General features: G+C 61.0%; 22 protein-coding genes. 9 read left to right on the top strand and 13 right to left on the bottom strand.

Annotation, left to right across the window (positions count from 1 at the left end; genetic code table 11):
• Positions 1-14: 14 nt before the first annotated feature.
• Positions 15-464, bottom strand: a complete 450-nt coding sequence (locus tag ACR0NT_RS14560; RefSeq protein ID WP_170447012.1) for a GAF domain-containing protein — start codon at positions 462-464, stop codon at positions 15-17.
• 92 nt (positions 465-556) lie between these two features.
• The gene (locus ACR0NT_RS14555) at positions 557-1,729 is read right to left on the bottom strand and encodes an acetyl-CoA C-acyltransferase (RefSeq protein ID WP_170673171.1); all 1,173 of its coding nucleotides are present in this window, start codon (positions 1,727-1,729) and stop codon (positions 557-559) included.
• A gap of 102 nt (positions 1,730-1,831) precedes the next feature.
• Between ACR0NT_RS14555 and ACR0NT_RS14550 the strand changes: the two genes are divergently transcribed.
• From ACR0NT_RS14550 to ACR0NT_RS14540, 3 genes are all read left to right on the top strand, one after another.
• Complete coding sequence (locus tag ACR0NT_RS14550; protein ID WP_170447016.1) at positions 1,832-2,170, top strand: STAS domain-containing protein; 339 nt, start codon at positions 1,832-1,834, stop codon at positions 2,168-2,170.
• 32 nt (positions 2,171-2,202) lie between these two features.
• Positions 2,203-2,643, top strand: coding sequence for an ATP-binding protein (locus tag ACR0NT_RS14545; RefSeq protein WP_480443282.1), 441 nt, complete (start codon positions 2,203-2,205; stop codon positions 2,641-2,643).
• A gap of 211 nt (positions 2,644-2,854) precedes the next feature.
• Positions 2,855-4,432 (top strand): gamma-glutamyltransferase family protein, encoded by a 1,578-nt coding sequence (locus tag ACR0NT_RS14540; RefSeq protein WP_170447020.1) that lies wholly within the window; start codon positions 2,855-2,857, stop codon positions 4,430-4,432.
• A 25-nt stretch (positions 4,433-4,457) separates the two neighbouring features.
• On the opposite strand, the gene hspQ is transcribed toward ACR0NT_RS14540, so the two are convergent.
• The gene (gene hspQ / locus ACR0NT_RS14535; protein WP_170328114.1) at positions 4,458-4,784 is read right to left on the bottom strand and encodes a heat shock protein HspQ; all 327 of its coding nucleotides are present in this window, start codon (positions 4,782-4,784) and stop codon (positions 4,458-4,460) included.
• Between the two features lie 264 nt (positions 4,785-5,048).
• On the opposite strand from hspQ, the gene ACR0NT_RS14530 reads away from it, so the two are divergent.
• Positions 5,049-5,630: a transglycosylase SLT domain-containing protein gene (locus ACR0NT_RS14530; protein ID WP_170447022.1), complete on the top strand. Its 582-nt coding sequence runs from the start codon at positions 5,049-5,051 to the stop codon at positions 5,628-5,630.
• Positions 5,631-5,642: 12 nt separating this feature from the next.
• Here the strand turns inward: ACR0NT_RS14530 and ACR0NT_RS14525 are convergent, their stop codons facing one another.
• The 4 genes from ACR0NT_RS14525 to ACR0NT_RS14510 all read right to left on the bottom strand — a co-directional run bounded on the left by ACR0NT_RS14525 (position 5,643) and on the right by ACR0NT_RS14510 (position 11,801).
• The gene (locus ACR0NT_RS14525) at positions 5,643-6,239 is read right to left on the bottom strand and encodes an outer membrane lipoprotein carrier protein LolA (protein ID WP_170447024.1); all 597 of its coding nucleotides are present in this window, start codon (positions 6,237-6,239) and stop codon (positions 5,643-5,645) included.
• A 39-nt stretch (positions 6,240-6,278) separates the two neighbouring features.
• A complete protein-coding gene (locus ACR0NT_RS14520) occupies positions 6,279-9,167 on the bottom strand; it encodes a DNA translocase FtsK (RefSeq protein ID WP_170673167.1) in 2,889 nt (962 codons plus the stop codon).
• A 14-nt stretch (positions 9,168-9,181) separates the two neighbouring features.
• Entirely contained in the window at positions 9,182-10,363 is a 1,182-nt protein-coding gene (locus tag ACR0NT_RS14515) for an aminotransferase class I/II-fold pyridoxal phosphate-dependent enzyme (protein ID WP_170673156.1), read from the bottom strand.
• A gap of 109 nt (positions 10,364-10,472) precedes the next feature.
• Complete coding sequence (locus ACR0NT_RS14510) at positions 10,473-11,801, bottom strand: amidase family protein (protein ID WP_170673153.1); 1,329 nt, start codon at positions 11,799-11,801, stop codon at positions 10,473-10,475.
• A 52-nt stretch (positions 11,802-11,853) separates the two neighbouring features.
• Between ACR0NT_RS14510 and ACR0NT_RS14505 the strand changes: the two genes are divergently transcribed.
• Both ACR0NT_RS14505 and ACR0NT_RS14500 read left to right on the top strand, forming a co-directional pair.
• A complete protein-coding gene (locus ACR0NT_RS14505; protein WP_480443279.1) occupies positions 11,854-13,116 on the top strand; it encodes an FAD-dependent monooxygenase in 1,263 nt (420 codons plus the stop codon).
• The gene (locus tag ACR0NT_RS14500) at positions 13,113-13,469 is read left to right on the top strand and encodes a DUF6678 family protein (RefSeq protein ID WP_480443277.1); all 357 of its coding nucleotides are present in this window, start codon (positions 13,113-13,115) and stop codon (positions 13,467-13,469) included. The genes ACR0NT_RS14505 and ACR0NT_RS14500 overlap by 4 nt, the downstream gene beginning before the upstream one ends.
• A gap of 7 nt (positions 13,470-13,476) precedes the next feature.
• Here the strand turns inward: ACR0NT_RS14500 and ACR0NT_RS14495 are convergent, their stop codons facing one another.
• From ACR0NT_RS14495 to ACR0NT_RS14480, 4 genes are all read right to left on the bottom strand, one after another.
• Positions 13,477-13,662, bottom strand: coding sequence for a Trm112 family protein (locus ACR0NT_RS14495; RefSeq protein WP_170673149.1), 186 nt, complete (start codon positions 13,660-13,662; stop codon positions 13,477-13,479).
• Positions 13,659-14,300: an LON peptidase substrate-binding domain-containing protein gene (locus ACR0NT_RS14490; protein ID WP_170447034.1), complete on the bottom strand. Its 642-nt coding sequence runs from the start codon at positions 14,298-14,300 to the stop codon at positions 13,659-13,661. The genes ACR0NT_RS14495 and ACR0NT_RS14490 overlap by 4 nt, the downstream gene beginning before the upstream one ends.
• Positions 14,301-14,327: 27 nt before the next feature.
• On the bottom strand, positions 14,328-15,245 hold the full coding sequence (locus tag ACR0NT_RS14485) for a thioredoxin family protein (protein ID WP_170673146.1): 918 nt from the start codon (positions 15,243-15,245) through the stop codon (positions 14,328-14,330).
• A gap of 76 nt (positions 15,246-15,321) precedes the next feature.
• Positions 15,322-16,110 carry an exodeoxyribonuclease III gene (locus ACR0NT_RS14480; protein ID WP_170447038.1) on the bottom strand — a complete coding sequence of 263 codons (789 nt, stop codon included), beginning with the start codon at positions 16,108-16,110 and terminating at the stop codon, positions 15,322-15,324.
• A 211-nt stretch (positions 16,111-16,321) separates the two neighbouring features.
• On the opposite strand from ACR0NT_RS14480, the gene ACR0NT_RS14475 reads away from it, so the two are divergent.
• Positions 16,322-16,777 carry a hypothetical protein gene (locus ACR0NT_RS14475; RefSeq protein ID WP_170673143.1) on the top strand — a complete coding sequence of 152 codons (456 nt, stop codon included), beginning with the start codon at positions 16,322-16,324 and terminating at the stop codon, positions 16,775-16,777.
• 176 nt (positions 16,778-16,953) lie between these two features.
• Here the strand turns inward: ACR0NT_RS14475 and ACR0NT_RS14470 are convergent, their stop codons facing one another.
• Positions 16,954-17,640 carry a response regulator transcription factor gene (locus tag ACR0NT_RS14470; protein WP_170447042.1) on the bottom strand — a complete coding sequence of 229 codons (687 nt, stop codon included), beginning with the start codon at positions 17,638-17,640 and terminating at the stop codon, positions 16,954-16,956.
• 161 nt (positions 17,641-17,801) lie between these two features.
• On the opposite strand from ACR0NT_RS14470, the gene ribA reads away from it, so the two are divergent.
• On the top strand, positions 17,802-18,896 hold the full coding sequence (ribA, locus tag ACR0NT_RS14465; RefSeq protein WP_170673140.1) for a GTP cyclohydrolase II: 1,095 nt from the start codon (positions 17,802-17,804) through the stop codon (positions 18,894-18,896).
• Positions 18,893-19,393, top strand: a complete 501-nt coding sequence (locus ACR0NT_RS14460) for a L,D-transpeptidase family protein (protein WP_170673137.1) — start codon at positions 18,893-18,895, stop codon at positions 19,391-19,393. Before ribA ends, ACR0NT_RS14460 begins: the two co-directional genes overlap by 4 nt.
• Here ACR0NT_RS14460 and ACR0NT_RS14455 read toward each other — a convergent pair.
• Entirely contained in the window at positions 19,377-20,036 is a 660-nt protein-coding gene (locus ACR0NT_RS14455; RefSeq protein ID WP_170673134.1) for a YggS family pyridoxal phosphate-dependent enzyme, read from the bottom strand. The genes ACR0NT_RS14460 and ACR0NT_RS14455 overlap by 17 nt on opposite strands.
• Between the last annotated feature and the right edge of the window lie 48 nt (positions 20,037-20,084).

Raw genomic sequence — 20,084 nt, 5'->3', positions numbered from 1 at the left:
TCCGCGCTGCCCGCTTAGGCGAAAACCTGCACGAGGATGCGGGCCAACCGCTCTGCATCTTCTTGGGTGAACGCATCCGGCTGATCGCTGTCGATATCAAACACCGCGATCACGTCACCCGCGGCATTCCGCACCGGCAGCACCAGTTCAGACCGGGTGGATGAGGCACAGGCGATGTGACCCGGAAACGCATCCACATCGGGCACCAGTTGCACCTCGCCGGTGCGGGCCGCAGCGCCACAAACACCGCGCTCGAACGGGATGACAAGACAGCCGTGCCCGCCCTGATAGGGGCCGATCTTCAGCAGGCCAGGCTCGGTCACCCGGTAAAACCCGGTCCAGTCGAAGCGGTCGTCGGCGTGGTGCACCTCGCAGGCCATTGTGGCCATCAGGGCGACCTGATCGGTTTCGCCTTCGGTCAGGGCGGAAACGGTCTTGGCAAGCGTGTCGTAGTCAACGGTCATGGTCAGTCTTTTTCCGTGCTGGGTGGGGGCGCTGCCCCCTCTTGAGCCGATGGCTCAATTCACCCCCGGAGTATTTGGAAAAAGATGAAGCGTCAAACCCGTTCGATGGCGATGGCCGTGCCTTCGCCGCCGCCGATGCAGATGGCCGCAATGCCGCGTTTGAGGTTTCGCTTTTCCAACGCATTCAACAAGGTGACCATGATGCGCGCGCCCGACGCGCCGATCGGGTGGCCCAAAGCGCAGGCGCCGCCATTCACGTTCACCTTGTCCCGCGGCAGGCCCATCTCATGCATGAAGGCCATGGGGACAACGGCAAATGCCTCGTTCACTTCCCACAGGTCCACGTCGTCTTTGGACCAGCCGATGGCCGAGAGCAGCTTTTGCGCCGCCGGGACCGGGGCGGTCGTGAACAGGCCGGGTGCCTGCGCATGGCTGGCGTGACCGACGATCCGGGCGCGTATCGTCAGGCCCTGAGCCTCAGCAGCGTCGGCCGAGGCCAGGACCAGCGCAGCGGCCCCGTCAGAAATCGATGAGGAGTTGGCCGCCGTCACCGTACCGTCCTTGCGGAATGCGGGTTTCAGAGTCGGAATTTTGTCGGGTCGCGCGGATTGCGGCTGTTCGTCTTCGGCAAAGGTGACCTCGCCCTTGCGGGTGCGGGTGGTCACTGGCGTGATCTCACCCTCGAACGCACCGTTTTCCTGGGCAGACAAGGCGTTGGACAACGATCTCAGCGCGTATTCGTCCTGTGCCTCGCGGGTGAACTGATAGGCTTCGGCGCAGTCCTCGGCGAAGGTGCCCATCAGGCGGCCTTTGTCGTAGGCGTCCTCGAGCCCGTCGAGAAACATGTGGTCGACCACCTGACCGTGTCCGATTCGCGCACCACCGCGCATCTTGGGCAGCAGATAAGGGGCGTTGGTCATACTCTCCATCCCGCCCGCGATCATCGTATCTGCATGACCCAGGGCGATCTGATCATACGCCATCATCGCCGCCTTCATCCCCGATCCGCACATCTTGTTCAGGGTCGTCGCGGGCACTTCTTCGCCAAGACCAGCCGCAAATCCGGCTTGCCGCGCCGGGGCCTGACCCTGACCTGCAGGTAAAACGCAGCCCATCAGCACCTCATCCACGGTATCAGCACCCGCGCCCTGCAGCGCGGCCCGGATGGCGGTTCCGCCCAGCTCGGCGGCGGCCACACCGTCGAACATTCCCTGAAACCCTCCCATGGGCGTGCGCGCGGCCCCGGCGATAACGACCTGTTTCATCGGCATGATCCTCCTCTTTTTCCATTGGATGGATACCGAATGGTAAGATTTGCCGTCTAGCGTATTTCTACCAGCGATTTTCAGATTAGAGGACCGTCGCGCATGGCCCTGACCAGCACAACGACCGACGAAACCCAGATTATCAAAGTACATTCAGACCGGATTGATGCAGCCATGGCTATCCAGTTCAAGGAAGACATGCGCAACGAGGCCGAAGGCGGCGCCAGACGTGTGGTGCTGGACCTGAGCAGCGTTGAATTCATCGATTCAAGCGGGCTGGGCGCCATCGTCGCCTCGATGAAGCAGCTTGGTAACGACCGCAGGCTGGACCTGGCCGGTCTGCATCCCTTTGTCGAAAAGGTGTTCCGGCTGACCCGCATGGACACGGTGTTCAAATTGTACCCGACGCTGGATGATGCCCTGTCGGCCACGGCCGGCTGACCCTCCTGACCACCTGAATAGGCCCAATGCCCATGTGTAACGGCAAATGTTTGGATCTGAGCTTTGCAGCGACCGAGTCTGAGGCCAGCGCCGGTATTGCGCGGCTCAGCAGATGCCTGGCGACACAGGGGCTGCCGCAGCACAAGGCGGGGGACGTGAAGATTGCTTTGGCCGAAGCGATCAACAATGTGGTGGAACACGCCTATGCCGATGTGACACCGGCCAAGGTCAAGGTGCGGTGCCGCCTGCACCGGAACTGGCTGGATATCCTGATCTCGGACACCGGCAACCCCTTGCCCGGGTTTCGGGTGCCGGACGGCGTACCCGCACCGTTGGGATCAACGATCGAAGACCTGCCCGAAGGCGGGTTTGGCTGGTTCCTGATCCACGAATTGACCAGCGACATCCGCTATGAACGCTCTGACGGCTGCAACCGGCTGTCGCTGCGGTTTGACTTTCCCGATCCTGCCTGACGGCCAGAAAACGTCACAATAAGGCCCAGATCGAACCATTGTGGCGCCGCAAACGACCGACAAAAAGATACCTGTAGCTCAGATAGCTTCCCTCGGCGCCAAGTGTCACAGCCCCCACCCAGTGAACGGCGCCGAGGACCTTCTCCTTCATGTGACTGGACAACTTCTGACCGCGCGATACCTTCGGCGCGTTCAAATCGGGAAAAGCATCATGCGGGATTTTCACACTCCGGGTCGGTCCGAAGTTCTGGTGACCGAAGGGATGTGCGCGACGTCGCACCCTCTGGCCGCGAAAGTGGCCGTGGACATTCTTGCGCGCGGCGGCAATGCGATGGATGCGGCCATTGCCGGTGCGGTCCTGCTGGGCATTTGCGAACCTCAGATGACCGGGTTGGGCGGCGATTGCTTTGTCCTTTACAACCGGGCCGGAGAGGACGAAATCCGCGCCCTGAACGGTTCGGGCCGCGCGCCTGCCGCCGCCAATGCCGAGAAACTGCGGGCACAAGGGTTGCCAGCCGTGCCGCTGGATACGGCGGACGCGGTAACTATCCCTGGCGCGGTCGATGCGTTCTGCCATCTGGCGGAAACCGAGGGCAGGCTGGGGCTGGACACCATCCTACAGCCCGCCATCCACTATGCCGAGGCCGGCGTACCGGTCGCGCCGCGGGTTGCGTTGGACTGGGCGACCGGGGCAGCCACCCTGCAAGGCGCGGCGCGGACGCATTACCTGATCAACGACAAGGCGCCTGAGGTCGGGCAGCTTTTCCGATCCCCCGGTCAGGCCGAGGTTCTGCGCCGGATTGCCCGGGACGGGCGGGACGCGTTTTACTCCGGCGACATCGCCGAGGACATGATCGCAACGCTGTTCCACCGGGGCGGCACCCACACGGCCGAGGATTTTCTGGCCACCGCCTGCACCAAAACGCGACCCGTCAGCGGCCCATATAACGGGCTGGAACTGGTCGAGCATCCGCCCAACGGTCAGGGCGCGACAGCCATTTTGCTGCTGAACATCCTCAAGAATTTCGACCTTGCCAGGATGGATCCGTTCGGGGCCGAACGTCTGCATATCGAGGCCGAGGCCTCAAAGCTGGCCTATGACGCCCGCAACCGGTTCATCGCTGATCCCGATCATACAACACATGCGGATCGGTTTCTGGATCAGGACGTGGCCGACAGGCTGGCGGCGTTGATCGACCCCAAGCGCGCGATGCCTGCTGCGGCCCCCCTGACCGAGGCCATTCACAGGGACACCGTCTATGTCACCGTGGTGGACCGGGACAGGATGGCGGTCTCGCTGATCTATTCCATCTTTCACAGCTTCGGCTCGGGGATCGCGTCAGAAAAATACGGCATTCTGCTACAGAACCGGGGGGCTGGCTTTACCCTCCAGGCAGGCCACCCCAATGAGTTGAGCGGTGGCAAACGTCCCATGCACACCATCATCCCCGGCATCCTGAAACAGAATGGCCGGGTTCTGATGCCGTTCGGCGTGATGGGCGGCGCCTATCAGCCCACCGGCCATGCCCGGTTCGTGTCAAACCTGACCGACCACGGGCTGGGCATGCAGGCCAGCATTGACGCTCCACGTGCTTTTGCAGACAACGGCATATTGAAGCTTGAACGCGGAATTTCGCCCAAGACGGCTCAACAATTGTGTGAAATTGGCCACACTGTTGAGATCCCAGAAACGCCCATGGGCGGAGCACAGGCCATCCGAATCTGTGAAAATGGCGTTCTGAAAGGCGCAAGTGATCCGCGAAAGGACGGTTGCGCCCTCGGGTATTGACCAGTGAACGCGCGGCTAGAGAAGCTCAGTTCAGGTGGAAATGCAGCGGGTAGGATCCGTTTTCGAACGGCCCGAACATGTCGGGGATATCCGGGTGCTCGACCGGCTCGCCCGACTGATCCGCAACCAGATTTTGTTCTGAAACATAAGCAACATAGAAGGACTGGTCGTTTTCCGCCAACAGGTGGTAAAACGGCTGATCCTTGATCGGGCGGCTGTCTTCGGGGATGGCCTGATACCACTCTTCGGTATTCGAAAACTCTGCATCCACGTCAAAAATCACCCCTCGGAAGGGATGTTTTTTATGACGAACCACCTGACCCAGGCGATACTTTGCATGTGTCTTCAGCATTGTTTCTGCCCCCAATGGTCTTACTACCTGTTTCCGGGCCGAAAAGCCAATCATTGATCCGAAATTTAGGGAAACAGTCTGTGAACCTCTGGCCGACAGTGCCGGGATTCGCAGCCCGTATCGTCACTTTGGCCAAAGTGATTCATGATCTCAATTCCCCTGTCCGCAGGCGCTTTACCTCCAATTCGAGCTATTGTTCCGCAACGAATGTGATTTCCTAAACGCTCAATCTGCGCTAGAATGAAAGAAAAAGGCACGAGGCACATGAGCAGAATTCTTTTCGTACTCTTCGGGGTGCTGCTTCTGGCATCCTGTGGGGGTGGTTCCAAGCAACCGCCCAGCAAACTGAATGACGCGTGCAGCATTGCGCGCGAACGGCCCGAATACATAAAGGCCTTCAAAAGCACCGAACGGAAATGGGGCGTCCCGGTCCACGTGCAAATGGCGACGATCTATCAGGAAAGCCGGTACAAGCACGATGCCCGCACGCCGCACCAATACGTTCTGGGTGTGATACCGATGGGCCGCCAAAGCAGCGCCTACGGCTTCAGCCAGGCGTTGGACGGAACTTGGGAGCAATACCAGAAAGAAACCGGCAAACGCCGCGCCAAGCGGGACCGCATCCGCGACGCGTCGGATTTCATCGGCTGGTACATGAACAAAAGCTACGAACGGAACGGCATTCACCCCAGCGACACGCGCAACCAGTACCTCGCCTATCACGAGGGGCACACCGGTTACGCCCGCGGCAGCCACTATGGCAAGACGTGGCTGCTGAACGTCGCCAATGACGTGGACGCGCGCGCCAAGCTGTATCAGGCGCAACTGTCCGGTTGCCGCTACTGACAGGTTGGCGGGTCAGCGATTGCTTGACCCGCTTCTGTTCGATTTCGTGAACAAATCCCGGCTCAGGTTGGCATCCGTGTCCAGCTGGCCCAGCAACACGGTTGTCTGGGTGCCCGCATTGTCGTGAATCACCCATTTGCGCAGTTCGACCGGGTTGTCGGTGAACATCAGCTCGATCCGGCCGGACTCGGGGTTTTTGGGGTCCTGCGCGGTCACGACCGTCGCGGTGCCGTCGAAATCATGCGCCACAACCATATTCGCCTGCCCCAGATTCACATTGCGCGCCAACACCAGCGACAGCGGTGTGCGTTTCAACGGGTATTGCTCGGGCGGCTGGTTCGATTTCGGGTCAAAGATCTGCACCGCGCCCGCGTTGGCCAGCACTACGGCGCTGCTTGGCGGATCATATTCGAACCGCATCTTGCCCGGCCGCTGCATCCACAGTTTTCCGGTGCTCAGCGAGCCATCGTCGTTGACCTGAGTGAATGTTGTCTGAACGGCTTTCAGATCGTTCAGATAGTTGGAAATCTGCGACAGCGGCAGTTTATCGGCCGCCCAGGCGGCAGGTGCGGCCAGGGTCAGGGCAAGGGCAAAAGCAATCTGTTTCATGTGACACAGATATGCGCTCTGCCCTTGTTATTAAATATCCTACTGCTCGGGGACGAGGATTTCCCGCTTACCGACGTGATTTGCCGCCGAAACAACGCCTTCGTCCTCCATCTGCTCAACCAGCCGGGCGGCTTTGTTATAGCCGATGGCGAGTTTCCGCTGGATATAGGAGGTCGAGCATTTGCGATCCTTGATCACAATCGCCACCGCCTGATCGTACAGAGCATCTTCTCCGTTGGTGTTGCCACCGGTGTTCAGACCCAGAACGGCATCGATATTGTCGGCCTTTTCTTCAGCCGGGCCATCGACTACGCCGCTCATATAATCAGGCGGGCCAAACTGCTTCAGGTGGTTGACGATTTCCTCAACTTCTTCATCCGAGACAAACGGGCCGTGACAGCGGGTGATCTTGGCGCCACCTGCCATGTAGAGCATGTCGCCCTGCCCCAGCAATTGCTCGGCGCCCATCTCACCCAGAATGGTGCGGCTATCGACTTTCGACGTCACCTGGAACGAAATACGGGTCGGGAAGTTCGCCTTGATCGTACCGGTGATCACATCGACCGAGGGGCGCTGCGTGGCCATGATCAGGTGAATACCCGAGGCCCGCGCCATCTGCGCCAGACGCTGGATGCAGGCTTCGATTTCCTTGCCCGCGACCATCATCAGGTCGGCCATCTCGTCGACAATGACGACGATATAGGGCATCGCCTCTGGTGCGAATTCCTCGGTCTCGAACATCGGTTCGCCGGTTTCGTCGTCAAAGCCGGTCTGGACCGTGCGGCTGAACATCTCGCCCTTGGCCTGCGCGTCCTTCACTCGGCCATTGTAGCCGGCGATGTTGCGCACGCCCATCTTGGACATCTTGCGGTAGCGATCCTCCATCTCACCCACGACCCATTTCAGCGCCACGACCGCCTTTTTCGGGTCGGTCACAACGGGCGACAGCAGGTGCGGGATGCCGTCATAGACAGACAATTCCAGCATCTTGGGGTCGATCATGATCAGCCGGCATTCGTCCGGTGTCAGCTTATACAGCAGCGACAGGATCATCGTGTTGATCGCCACCGATTTACCGGACCCGGTTGTCCCCGCGATCAGCAGGTGGGGCATCTTCGCCAGATTCGCCACAACAGATTCACCGCCGATATCCTTGCCCAGCGCCAAAGGCAACGCGTGGTTGCCATCGCCAAAATCGCGGCTTGCAAGGATTTCACGCAGCACCACCATTTCGCGGTTTTCGTTCGGCAGTTCAATCCCGATCACCGATCGGCCCGGCAGGGTCGAAACCCGCGCCGACAAGGCGGACATCGAGCGTGCGATATCGTCCGCCAGACCGATCACACGGCTGGCCTTCAGGCCCGGAGCGGGCTCCAGTTCATACATGGTGACAACCGGGCCGGGGCGGACACTGACGATCTCGCCCTTGACTCCATAGTCATCCAGCACGTTTTCCAGCATCCGCGCGTTTTCCTCCAGCGCCTCATCGCTGAGGTGGTGGCGCTGGATGCTGGCCGGATTCGACAGCAGACCCAGCGGAGGCAACTCGAAATCCGCATGTTTGTCCTCAAAGGACAGCGCAGGCTGTGCCTCGGCCTGGGCCCGGCGCGAGGGCGGCGGGGTGCGGCGCACGGGTTGGGCGACCACCGGTTTGCGCGGCTCGGCCACCGGGATTTTCATCGCCGGACGCGGCTGCGGCTCGGGTTCGGGAGCGTCCTCGAACACGGCCTCATCTTCGAAATCCGGCTCGGGCGCGAAATCCTCATGCAGCGGGTCCTGCTGCCAGCCCGGCGCGGGCTCTGCCGTCAGCATTGGTTCCGGTGGTAGGCCAGCCGACGTCATCGGCGGTTCGGGCGGCAGGTCTTCCCCACCTCTGGCGTTCAGGATCAGCGGGTCCGGACCACGGCCCCGCCCCTTGGTCAGCGGCAGGTTCGGATCATGTTCAGGCGCCATCTCACCCGCAGCGACCTTGCGGTTGCGCACAGCGGCAGAGATTTTGGACCGGATGCGATCCTCGCCCGGCATTTCGTCAAAACCTGCAACGGGTTCGGGATCGACCAGTTCGGGTTCGGGCATCGGATCAGGACGACGGATCAGGCTGGGCATCCGTGCCAGCAGACCAGTTTTTACCGGCTCGGGCTCATCAAGCTCCGGTTCTTCGAAGACCGGGTCTTCAAAGGCGATTTCATCATCGAAAACGGCGTCGGCACGGGCGGTTTTGCGTTCCTCCCACTGCGTGCGACGGTCGCGCGCGGCCTGCGCGGTGGCAGCGGCACCACGGCCCAGCAGGTTCATCAGCATGTCGTAGGACATCACCAGACCCAACAGGAAGGCACGGAAACCCTTGCGCACATCGGCTTTGGTGAACCCCAAAACAAAGACACCCAGCGTCAGCATTCCGGCGGCCATCGCCAGTGACATCACTTTGACCATGAAATGCGAGGAGATCGGCAGCAGCGTCAGTAGCGCACCCATCACGGTGTCACCAAACAACCCACCCAAACCAAAGCTGTGGGTCGCGCGCCAAGCCTCACCCGGCACCAGCGTTGCCGCGTAGACTGAGACAATAGCAATCCAAATCGGGGCAAAGATCAGACGACCAACCGCGCGTTCTTCGCCGAAATGCCCGGCAAAACGCACGCCCCAGCCGATCAGCACCAATGCGATGCTCCAGCTGCCCCAACCGACAATCATAAACAGCGGCGCCGCGATCGAGGCACCGATCCGCCCCATCCAGTTCTGCACCGGCGCATCGGTCGACACCATCCAGTTCGGATCATCCGGCGTGTAGGACCAGATCATTGCTGCGGCGGCCAGCCCCAGCAGGATCAGGGCGATCCCGATCAACTCCTTGCTGCGCCGCTCGATGGCGGCTTGCGTCGTGCTGTCCAGCAATGGATCGCGGTTGCGCGCGTTATATGATGCCATTTTGCCCTCGTACCTCACGAATAGATGCAGTCGCGGAGCTTGATCAGCCCCGGCCGCAACTCTGTTTTTGGGGCCACCAGAGCGACCCGGATAAATTGCTCGCCCGGGTTTTGCCCCGGATCACCTTGAGAAAGATATGCGCCCGGCAGCACCCGAACACCGGTTTGCTTCCAGACTTTCAATGCAGTTTCTTCGCCGTTTTCGACCGGCAGCCACAGGAAAAACCCGGCCTCGGGCGGCATATAGCCCTGAATGCCAGCGAAGACCTCATCGGCAATCGCGTATTTTTCCTGATAGAGCGCGCGGTTCTCGGCCACATGTTCTTCGTCGGCCCAAACCCGGGCCGCAGCGGCCTGCAAAGGCAACGGCAGCGGTGCGCCTGCATAGCTGCGCAACTGTTTGACCCGCTTAATCGTCTCGGGGCCACCGGCAATCAGACCGGATCGCAGGCCAGCCAGATTGGACCGTTTCGACAGCGAGTTGAACAGAGTGACCCGCTCAGGATCAGCACCCAGTTCCTGCGCCACGGTCAGGGCGCCTATGGGGGCCTCATCGCGGTAGATCTCGGAATAGCATTCGTCGGCGAAAATACGAAAATCGTATTTCTCGGCCAGTTGGATCAGTTCGACCCAATAGTCGTGCGAGGCAACCGCCCCCTGCGGGTTGGCGGGCGAACAGATATAGGCCGCGACGGTGCGGTTCAGGATATCCTCGGGCAAGCCTGCATAGTCTGGCAGATGGCCGGTGGCGGCCGTGGCGGGTACAAATACCGGCTCAGCCCGGACCGAGATCGAAGCGACCATGTAGACCTGATAGAACGGGTTCGGGCACAGGATGACCGGTTTCTGACCGTGTTTTTCCTCGGGGCACAGCGCCATGGCGGCGTTATACAAACCCTCGCGCGTGCCGTTCAGGGCCATCACGTTGGTGTCCGGATCCATCTGCACACCATAGCGGCGCGCGATCCAATCGGTGATCGCGCCGCGCAGCTCGGGCGAACCTTCATTCGGCGGGTACCCCTGAAACCCGGCGGCATTTTCGGTGATCACATCGGTCACCCAAGCCGGAAAATCATGCATCGGCGCACCGATGGTCATGTGAATCACCTCTCCGCCCGGTTGGTGATGGTCCAACAGGGTGCGCAGACGCGGGAATGCGTATTCCGGTAGGTTCGAAAACCGCTCGGGGAAATTCATAACTGTTGCCTCAATACCGGGATCATTTTCGCCCCGTTTTTTTGGCAGATTACAGGCCGCGCCCCGCTTCGTCCAGACAAAGAGGCGCCGAATCAGGGGATTGTGGCATTCAGGCCAAAGCGGCCTCGGCGGCTGATCCCAGCCTCAGCAGGGCCTCTTCGGACCCCGGATAGCCCATCATCATCAGCCCGCAGCCCGGCGTTGACGTGGGCAATGTCAGCGCCGCCAGCCCCATCAGGTTGCCGATCCGCGTGTTGCGCAGGGCCAGCAGGTTCTCGGTGACATAATAGTCGTGGTCGGCCATCAGACGGTCCAGGTTCGGCGGCAGAATGGGGGCAGTTGGGGCCAGAACCGCGTCAAACCCGGAGGTAGCCGCGTCCCACGCGGCGCGGCTGGCCTTCAGCTTGGACCAGGCGGCGACATAGTCGGGACCAGAGGCGTTCTTGCCCGCGCGGAAGCGTTCCAGAATTTCCGGGTACATCGCGTCCGGGTTGGCCTCGATCACGTCACGCCACAACCCGTACGCCTCGGTTGTATAGAGGATACCGGACAGGCCCATCGCCTCGTTCAGTTCGGGTACTTCAAGGGGCACGATTTCAGCTCCCGCATCCCGCAGACGGTCCAGCGCATCGTCGAAGGCCTTGCGCGGAGCGTCCCGCAGATCGTCTTTTGCCACGTTCTGCAGATCGGCAAAGCGTCGGCCTTTCAGGCTGGCACCGCGCAGATCGGCCGGTGTGTTCCCTTCCAGCAAAGCCAGCAGATGCGCCGCGTCCTCGACCGAACGCGCCAGCGGACCAGCGGTGTCAAAGCGCAGGCACAAGGGCACGACCCCTTCCAGACTGACCCGACCGGCAGTGGTTTTCAGCCCGACCAGGTTGTTCCAGGCCGCCGGGATACGCACCGATCCACCGGTGTCCGAGCCAATTCCGCCGGCCGCCAGGCCCCAGGCCACCGATGCCGCAGCCCCCGAGGATGAGCCGCCGGAGACAGCCGCTTCGTCATCGATGCAGGGCGGGGTTCCGGTGATCGGGTTCAGGCCCAGCCCGGAAAAGGCCAGTTCGCTCATATGGGTTTTACCCAGGCAGACGGCCCCCAGCGCGGTGGCGTTGCGCAGCACAACTGCGTCGGCCTCAGGCACGCGGCCTTGCAACAGAGCCGATCCGGCCTCGGTCGCGGTTCCGGCGCTGTCAAACAAGTCTTTCCAACTGATCGGCACGCCATCCAACAGCGACAGGCGCAGGCCCAGCTTCGCACGTTCCTGCGCCGCCCTGGCCTCGGCGCGGGCGCGGTCGTGGGTCACGCGGGCGTAGATCCGGTCGCGGTGGGGGTGGGCATCGATAGCGGACAGATAGGTCTCGGTCAGTTCCACCGGATCAATCCGGCCCATGCCGATACCCCTGCCCAGATCACACGCCGTCATGGTCAGCCAGTCCTGCATCCCTGCCCCCTTTGGAAAATCGCGTTATCGGACGGTAGCGACAGGACCGCACATGGACAATCCCGAATGGCCGCGCATATTGCGGGGCATGGAACAGAAGACCGATATCCTGATCGTTGGCGGCGGGCTGAACGGCCCAGCCCTGGCCCTGGCTCTGGCGCAGACGGGGCATTCCGTCACCGTGATCGACGCCTTGGCCGAAACGGTGCGCAAGAACGCGGCCTTTGACGGGCGCGCCTATGCTCTGGCGCTGGCGTCACAACGCCTGCTGGACGCGATCGGGGTATGGGAGCGGGTCGCCGAACACGCCCAGCCGATGTTGGAGATCAAGGTCACCGACGGCCATGCGGGCGCGGGGCCGTCGCCGTTCTTCATGCATTTCGACCACGCCGAGATCGAAGAAGGTCCGATGGGCTATATGGTCGAGGACCGCCACCTGCGCCGCGCCTTTCTGGACGCGATGGCCAAGGAAAAGGGCGTCACCCAGATCAGCGGCCGGACGGTCATCGCGCAAGAGGCTGACGCAACCCGCGTGACCCTGACGCTGGACGATAACAGCACCGTCACCGGTGGCCTGCTGGTCGGCTGCGACGGGCGCCGCAGCGGCACCGCAGCGCGCGCGGGCATCAAGCGCACCGGCTGGGACTACGGCCAGACTGCGCTGGTCTGCGCCATCGAACACGACCTGCCGCATCACGGCGTCGCACATCAGTTCTTCATGCCGCCCGGCCCGCTGGCGATCCTGCCGCTGACCGGCAACCGCAGCTCCATCGTCTGGAGCGAACGCACCGAGGCCGCACAACGCATCAACGCCCTGCCCGAGGCCGAGTATCTGCAGGTTCTGCGCCCCCGGTTCGGTGATTTTCTGGGCGACATCCGCTTGGCCGGAGACCGGTTCACCTATCCGCTGAACCTGACCATCGCCAATTCCTTTATCGGCGACCGCATGGCCCTGGTCGGAGACGCCGCCCACGGCATGCACCCCATCGCCGGTCAAGGCCTGAACGCAGGCCTGCGTGACGTGGGCGCTCTGGCCGAGGTGCTGACGCTGGCCGGACGGCGTGGCGAAGACATCGGCTCGGTTCTGGTGCTGGAGCGCTATCAGGAATGGCGCCGCTTTGACACTGCCGCGCTGGCGATGGCGACGGATGTGTTCAACAAGCTGTTTTCCAACGACAATTCGCTGCTGCGCATGGGGCGTGATATCGGGATGGGGATCGTCGGCTCTCTGCCCGGACTACGCCGCGGCTTTGTGCGCGAGGCCGCCGGGCTGACCGGAGACCTGCCGAAACTGCTACAGGGCCGCCCGATTTGACGACACATTCATCGCATCAAGCAGGCCGCTTTGCTCGACAGCATTTTTCGGCGTCTCTGATGTCGGATACCAAATGGCGAAAGTTGTTTAAAGCGCTTGACGCTTCAGGAACTGCACCACCTCATATGACTGTCAAATTCATTGATGTGGAGGAAGTTAAGAACTTGCGGTTTCCTCCGAGCCTAGAATGCCCCAGGCCATACATGGACACCATCGAGTTTGGACCGGTCGAACTACGATCGATCGAGTGGGTGAGTTTTCGTGCAGATATTGAATCTATTGCGCGCGACCTTGGTCAGTTCCAGATCGAGAAGAAAGGCGGAATCTGCACCATAATCGGATATCGACGCTGAGCCGAAATCAGTCTAGCTCGCGCGCCTCATCCACCAGCATCACCGGGATGCCGTTGCGGATCGGGAAGGCCAGACCTGCCGCCTTGGACACCAGCTCCTGTTTCTCAGCGTCATAGTGCAGCGTGGTATGGGTTTGCGGGCAGATCAGCGCCTCAAGCATGTGCCGGTCAAAGGGATGTTCAGGGTCGGTCATTGCAGTTTTTCCTCGTTCGTTCCGCCGCGCATGGCGAATTCTATCAATGTCACCAAAGTCTCGCGCCGGGTACGCAGGCAAGGCGCCTCCAGCAATGCCTGCTTCTCTTCAGGGTCAAAATCCAGCAGCATCGACAGTGAATTGACCAGTAACTCATCATCGGCGTCTTTCAGCGTGTCCCAGTCCGTCGACAGCTGACGCGAGGCGAAGAAACGCTCCAGCAGATCCAGAAACCGGGACCGGTCGAACCCGCCGTCCAGCTCGGCCTTGCCCAGATCGCGGTCAAACCCACCCCATGACACGGCGCAGCGCCGATAGGGGGTGAAGGCGTCCAGCTCGGACGTGACGCGGAACCTCGAAATACCGGTCAGCGTGATCAGATAGCGGCCATCTTCGGTTTCGGAAAACTGCGTCACCCGCCCGGCGCAACCGATCTGGTGCAGTTTGTCCTCATCGCTCTGACAGGGGTTTGGCTGAACCATGCCAATCAAGCGTTCCTGCGTTTTCAGGGCATCGTCCAGCATTTGAAGATAGCGCGGCTCGAATATATGCAGCGGAAGGCGCGAACGAGGCAGCAGCAGCGCCCCCGGCAAAGGAAAAACGGATACCGTTTCCGGCAGATCAGCGGGATGCATCATGTACCCGAGTGTAGCTCTGATCCGGGATTAGGCAAATATCATCGAGCTGAGCTTGCGGCGGCCGTTCAGAACAATCGGATCGTTGGGCTTGAGCGCATCGAAGATGGTGAACAGCTGCGTCTTGGCGGCACCATCATTCCATTCGCGGTCGCGGCGGAACAGTTCCAGCAGCTGTGCGACGGCCTCTTCCACATCGCCATTGGCGTGCAACGCCTGCGCCAGATCAAACCGCGCCTGATGGTTGCCCGGCTCGGCCTCGACCGCTGCGGTCAGCTCGGCCACGGGGCCGGCATCGGCGGCCTGTTTGGCCAATTCCAGCTGCGCATGGGCGGCTTCCAATTCGGGCGACGAGGATATCTCAGCCGGTGCGCCGTTCAGAATAGCCTCGGCCTGTTCCAGATCACCGGCAGCGATGTGGGCGCGAACCAGCCCGCCATATGCACCGGCATGGTTGGGGTCTTCACCCAGAATGGCCGCGAAAGTCTGGGCTGCGTCACTGGCCGCGCCTTCGGCCAGCATCTCTTCGGCGGCCTGAACGGCGTCGTCCAGTTGCCCACCGGGGCTTTCGCCACCTGCGGCCTCGATCACGCGGTCAATAAAGGCCTTGATCTCGGAACCCGGCAACGCGCCCTGAAATCCGTCCACCGGCTGACCTTTGAAAAAGGCATAGACGGTCGGGATCGACTGGACGCGCAACTGACCGGCGATCATCTGCGCCTCGTCCACGTTGATCTTGACTATCTTCACCGCGCCCTTGGCGGCGGTCACGGCCTCTTCCAGCAGCGGGCCCAATGTCTTGCACGGGCCACACCAGGGCGCCCAGAAATCCACGATGACCGGGATCTCCTGCGAGGCTTCGACCACGTCGGCCATGAACGTGGCCTCGGTTCCGTCCTTGATCAGATCGGTGGTCTCGGGGGCACCTGCGGCGTTCAGAAGGTCCATGGCATTCACTCTCCGGTTCGAACTTGCGCCCTATATGCAACCGCTGGCTGCGGAAACCAAGGGCAGAGTTGCCGCTTTACAGATCGAAACTGGCAAAAACGGGTGCGTGGTCACTGGGTTTTTCCCATCCGCGCGCGTCGCGCAGGATGCGGCTGGAATGACCGGCGTTCGAGATATCGGGCGTGGCCCAGACATGATCCAGCCGCCGCCCCTTGTCGGCCGCATCCCAATCGCGCGCCCGGTAGGACCACCAGCTATAGAGCTGCCCTTCGGGGATATCCTGCCGGGTGATATCCACCCAACCGCCTGCATCCTGCGTTTCGGCCAGTTGCTCCACCTCGATCGGCGTATGTGAAACGACCTTGAGCAGTTGTTTGTGCGACCACACATCATCCTCGCGCGGGGCGATGTTCAGATCGCCTACCAGAATGGATTTTTCCGGCTTTTCCGCGTGGAACCAGTCGCGCATATCGGTGAGGTAATCCAGCTTTTGGCCGAACTTCTCATTCACCTCGCGATCCGGAACGTCACCGCCTGCAGGGACGTAAAAGTTGTGGATGGTGACGCCGTTTTCCAACCGGCCGGCGATGTGGCGTGCATGGCCGAGACCTGCGAAATCCTTATCGCCCACCTCCTCCATCGGCAGGCGCGACAGGATGGCGACGCCGTTATAGCCTTTCTGCCCGCGCGCAACCATGTGGGTATAGCCCAGCTCGGCGAACCCTTCGGTCGGGATCTTTTCGACAGGAGACTTACACTCCTGCAGACACAGAACATCCGGAGCCTCTTCCTGCAGCAATTTCAGCACGATGGGCTCGCGCAGGCGGACCGAGTTGATGTTCCAGGTGGCAAGGGTAAAGGGCATGGGGGATTCCTCTGTCGCGGTTGGCGCAGATTAGCGTGACGTTTCGCCCGGCACCATGGGAAATGACAGTGGCAATTGTGTTTTGAAGCCCACGCCGTGACCGCGATTTCCCCTATATGAAGCGTAGATGAATTCACCTTTATTTATCAACGCCCACATGGAAATCGCAGCTTCCACCCCCAACATCTGTGGAAAGAAAACGGAGGAGATCATGACCAGATTTAAGACACTTGGCGCAGCCGCTCTGGCCAGCACCTTTGCTTTTGCCACCCTTGCGGCCGCCGATAACGCACCCGACCTGCGCGGAGTCTGGAGCGGCATTCACACAATAGCCGCCCTGCCCAACGAACACAGCGACGGGGCACCGCGTTTCAACCAGTCCGAATGGGTTCTGGAGATCAAAGAACAACAGGACAATGCATTCTGGGGCACCAGCAAATGGAGCCGCATCGGCTCGGACCGTTGGAACGAAGGTCAGGTGACGGGAACAATCAGCCGCGATGGTTCGGGCACGATTGCCATGGTCGAAAGCCGCACTGGTGAAGACCGCAAAGTGAACGGACTGATTGATGCCACCTTTGAAGATGGCAAGATCTACGCTGATTTCCGCAGTCTCCGCAGTGGTATGACCTACGGCACTGTCCTGGAGAAAGATGGAACCAGTTAACCTATTCCCCGAGGCGGTAGATTTACCTTCGCTTCAACCAATTATAAAAAAAGGCCGGGCCAAAGGCCCGGCAGTCCAACAGGGAGGTGCATGTCATAACCCGGACATGCTCGGGTTGGGAGATATCTAATTACACATCCAGAGTATCACTTTGATCTACGTCAATCCACAACGAGTTAAGAAACCAGTCGATATCCACCCGATTCTGTGACCAAAAGGCGGGCATTGGACGGATCGGGCTCGATCTTCTGGCGCAGGCGGTAGATGTGCGTTTCCAGCGTGTGGGTGGTGACACCAGCGTTATAGCCCCAGACCTCGTGCAGCAGCACGTCGCGGGCAACGACGCCATCGGTCGAGCGGTACAGGAACTTGAGAATATTGGTTTCTTTCTCGGTCAGCCGGATTTTGCGATCCTCTTCGGTGATCAGCATCTTCATCGCAGGCTTGAACGTGTACGGCCCCAGAACGAACACTGCGTCCTCGGACTGTTCGTGCTGACGCAGCTGGGCACGAATGCGGGCCAGCAGAACCGGAAATTTGAACGGCTTTGAGACATAGTCATTAGCCCCCGCATCCAGACCCAGAATGGTATCCGCGTCGCTGTCATGACCTGTCAGCATTAGAATCGGGCTTTTGACACCCTGTTTGCGCATCAGGCGGCACAGCTCGCGACCGTCGGTATCCGGCAGGCCGACGTCCAGAATGACCAGATCGTAAATCGCCTCGCGCGCGCGCTCCATCGCGGATGCACCGTCATGGGCTTCGAACACGTCGAAATCCTCGGTCATCACAAGTTGCTCGCTGAGCGCCTCGCGCAGGTCTTCGTCGTCATCCACCAGCAGGATTTTCTTGAGCTGAGCCATGTCCGGTCCTCCTAAGCCTTTTCCACCACTTGCGCGCAGAAGATGCAATCAACAAGGTTTACTGCAATAGTCTCACGCCCTCGTGTCCGAGGCGGAGGAAATGTTTCACATTTCCGTTCTATCAGGCTACAGGAAGGCCAGAACGTTACAGGGTAACATAGATGAGTCTGATCCCGGATATTTCAGAATTGCTGGCGCGGGCCCGCGCGGACCTGCGCATGGGGGTTCCGGTTGCCCTGACCGATGACAGCGGCTTCAGCGTGCTGGCGATTGCCACCGAAACGCTGAGCGCCCAGCGGCTTGCGGATCTGCGCAGCCTTGGCGGCGAGCCGGTGGTCGCCGTCACCGTACGCCGAGCCGAAACGCTGAAGGCGCGGGCCTATGACGGTGATCTGGCCCGGGTGATCATTCCGGCCGACGCGGATATTGCCTGGGTTCAGGCCGTGGCCGACCCGTCTGACGATCTGAATGCGCCGATGAAAGGCCCCCTGATGACCGAGCGGCAGGGTCACGCCAACCTGCACCGCATCGCCATCGCCCTGACCAAATCGGCGCGGTTGCTGCCTGCAGCCGTGGTCATGCCAATCGAAGACGGGCGCGGTTTCGCGGCCCAACACGGCCTGACCTGCATTGACCACACCCGCGCCGCGCCGCATCTGGCCGACCGCAGCGAATTGCATGCCGTCGTTGCAGCCCGGCTGCCGATGGAGGTATCCGAGGCCGGACGGCTGCACGTGTTCCGTCCCGAGGATGGCGGCGAAGAGCATTACGCCGTCGAAATCGGCCGTCCTGATCGCGACAAGCCGGTTCTGGCGCGGCTGCATTCGGCCTGCTTCACCGGTGACCTGATGGGCAGTCTGAAATGCGACTGCGGCCCTCAGCTGCGGGGCGCGCTGGCGCAGATGGGCTCGGAAGGGGCCGGCGTGCTGCTGTACCTCAACCAAGAGGGGCGCGGGATCGGCCTGGCCAACAAGATGCGTGCCTATTTCCTGCAGGATCAGGGCTTTGACACGGTCGAGGCCAATCACCGGCTGGGCTTTGAGGATGATGAGCGTGATTTCCGGCTGGGATCGGACATTCTGAAATCGCTGGGGTTCAGCTCGGTTCGGTTGCTCACCAATAATCCGGCGAAAATAGCGATGATGGAGAAAACCGGTATCGCCGTGACCGAACGTGTACCCCTGAAGGTCGGCGAAACCGCCCATAACCGCGGATATCTGGCCACCAAGGCGGCTAAATCGGGGCACCTGCTGTGACACCTGCCGATCTGGTGCTGACCCCGCGTGGCGTGCGGTTTGGCGGGAGGATCTTTCCCTGCTCCATCGGCAAAGGCGGGCTGAGCAACACCAAGCGCGAAGGCGATGGCGCCACGCCGACAGGCATGCATCATATCGTCGGCATGTTTTATCGACCGGACCGGATTGCGAAACCGTGCGAATGGGCGATTCCCATCGGTCCGCGCGATCTGTGGTCGGATGACGTCCGGGACGACCACTACAACAATCTGGTCACTGCGCCCCACGCCTTCAGCCATGAAAAGCTGCGCCGCGCCGATCCCCTGTATGATCTGGTGCTTGTCATTGACTGGAACTGGCCCAACGCCGTGCCCGGCCACGGATCGGCGATCTTTATCCACCAGTGGCGGCGCCCCGGCTATCCGACCGAAGGCTGCGTCGCCTTTCGCCGCGACCACCTGCACTGGATTGCCAGTAAGGTGTCGCTGGGTACGCGGCTGATTATTCCTGAGGTCTGACCCGTTCGCCAAAAATGGCAGAGCCGACGCGTACATGGGTTGCCCCCAGCGCGATGGCCTTTTCGAAATCATTGCTCATACCCATCGACAGACCCCGAAGACCATTGCGCCCGGCAATCTTGGCCAGCAGGGCAAAATGCAGCGCAGGTTCCTCGTCAACCGGAGGGATGCACATCAACCCCCGAACCGGCAGGTCCAGTTCCCGGCATTCGGCGATGAAGGCGTCGGCATCGGCAGGCAGGATACCTGCCTTTTGCTTCTCTTCCCCGGTATTGACCTGAATGAACAGGTCCGGGCAGGAGCCGACCTCCTGCGCCAAACGGGCCAGTGTCTTGGCCAGCTTGGGCCGATCGACCGAGTGGATGGTGCTGAACAGCTCCATCGCCTGCCGGGCCTTGTTGGTTTGCAGCGGGCCGATCAGATGCAGATCGACATCCGGGAATTGCGCAGTAAAGTCCGGCCATTTGCCAGCGGCCTCTTGCACCCGGTTTTCACCGAAACACCGATGCCCCTGATCCAGAACGGCCTGCACACGCTCATCCGGCTGCACCTTGGACACCGCGATCAGTTTGACAGACCCCGCAGCCCGCCCTGCGGCGGTTTCAGCTTTGGCGATACGGGCAGTGATATCTTGCAGCGACATTGGGTTCCTCAATCTGCTTTGAGCGCAGAAAAACACCATGTCGGCACA

The sequence above is a fragment of the Ruegeria sp. AB10 genome, assembly GCF_056542745.1.
Note: the sequence above shows the minus strand (reverse complement) of the source record. Positions and strands in the feature narration are given on the sequence as shown.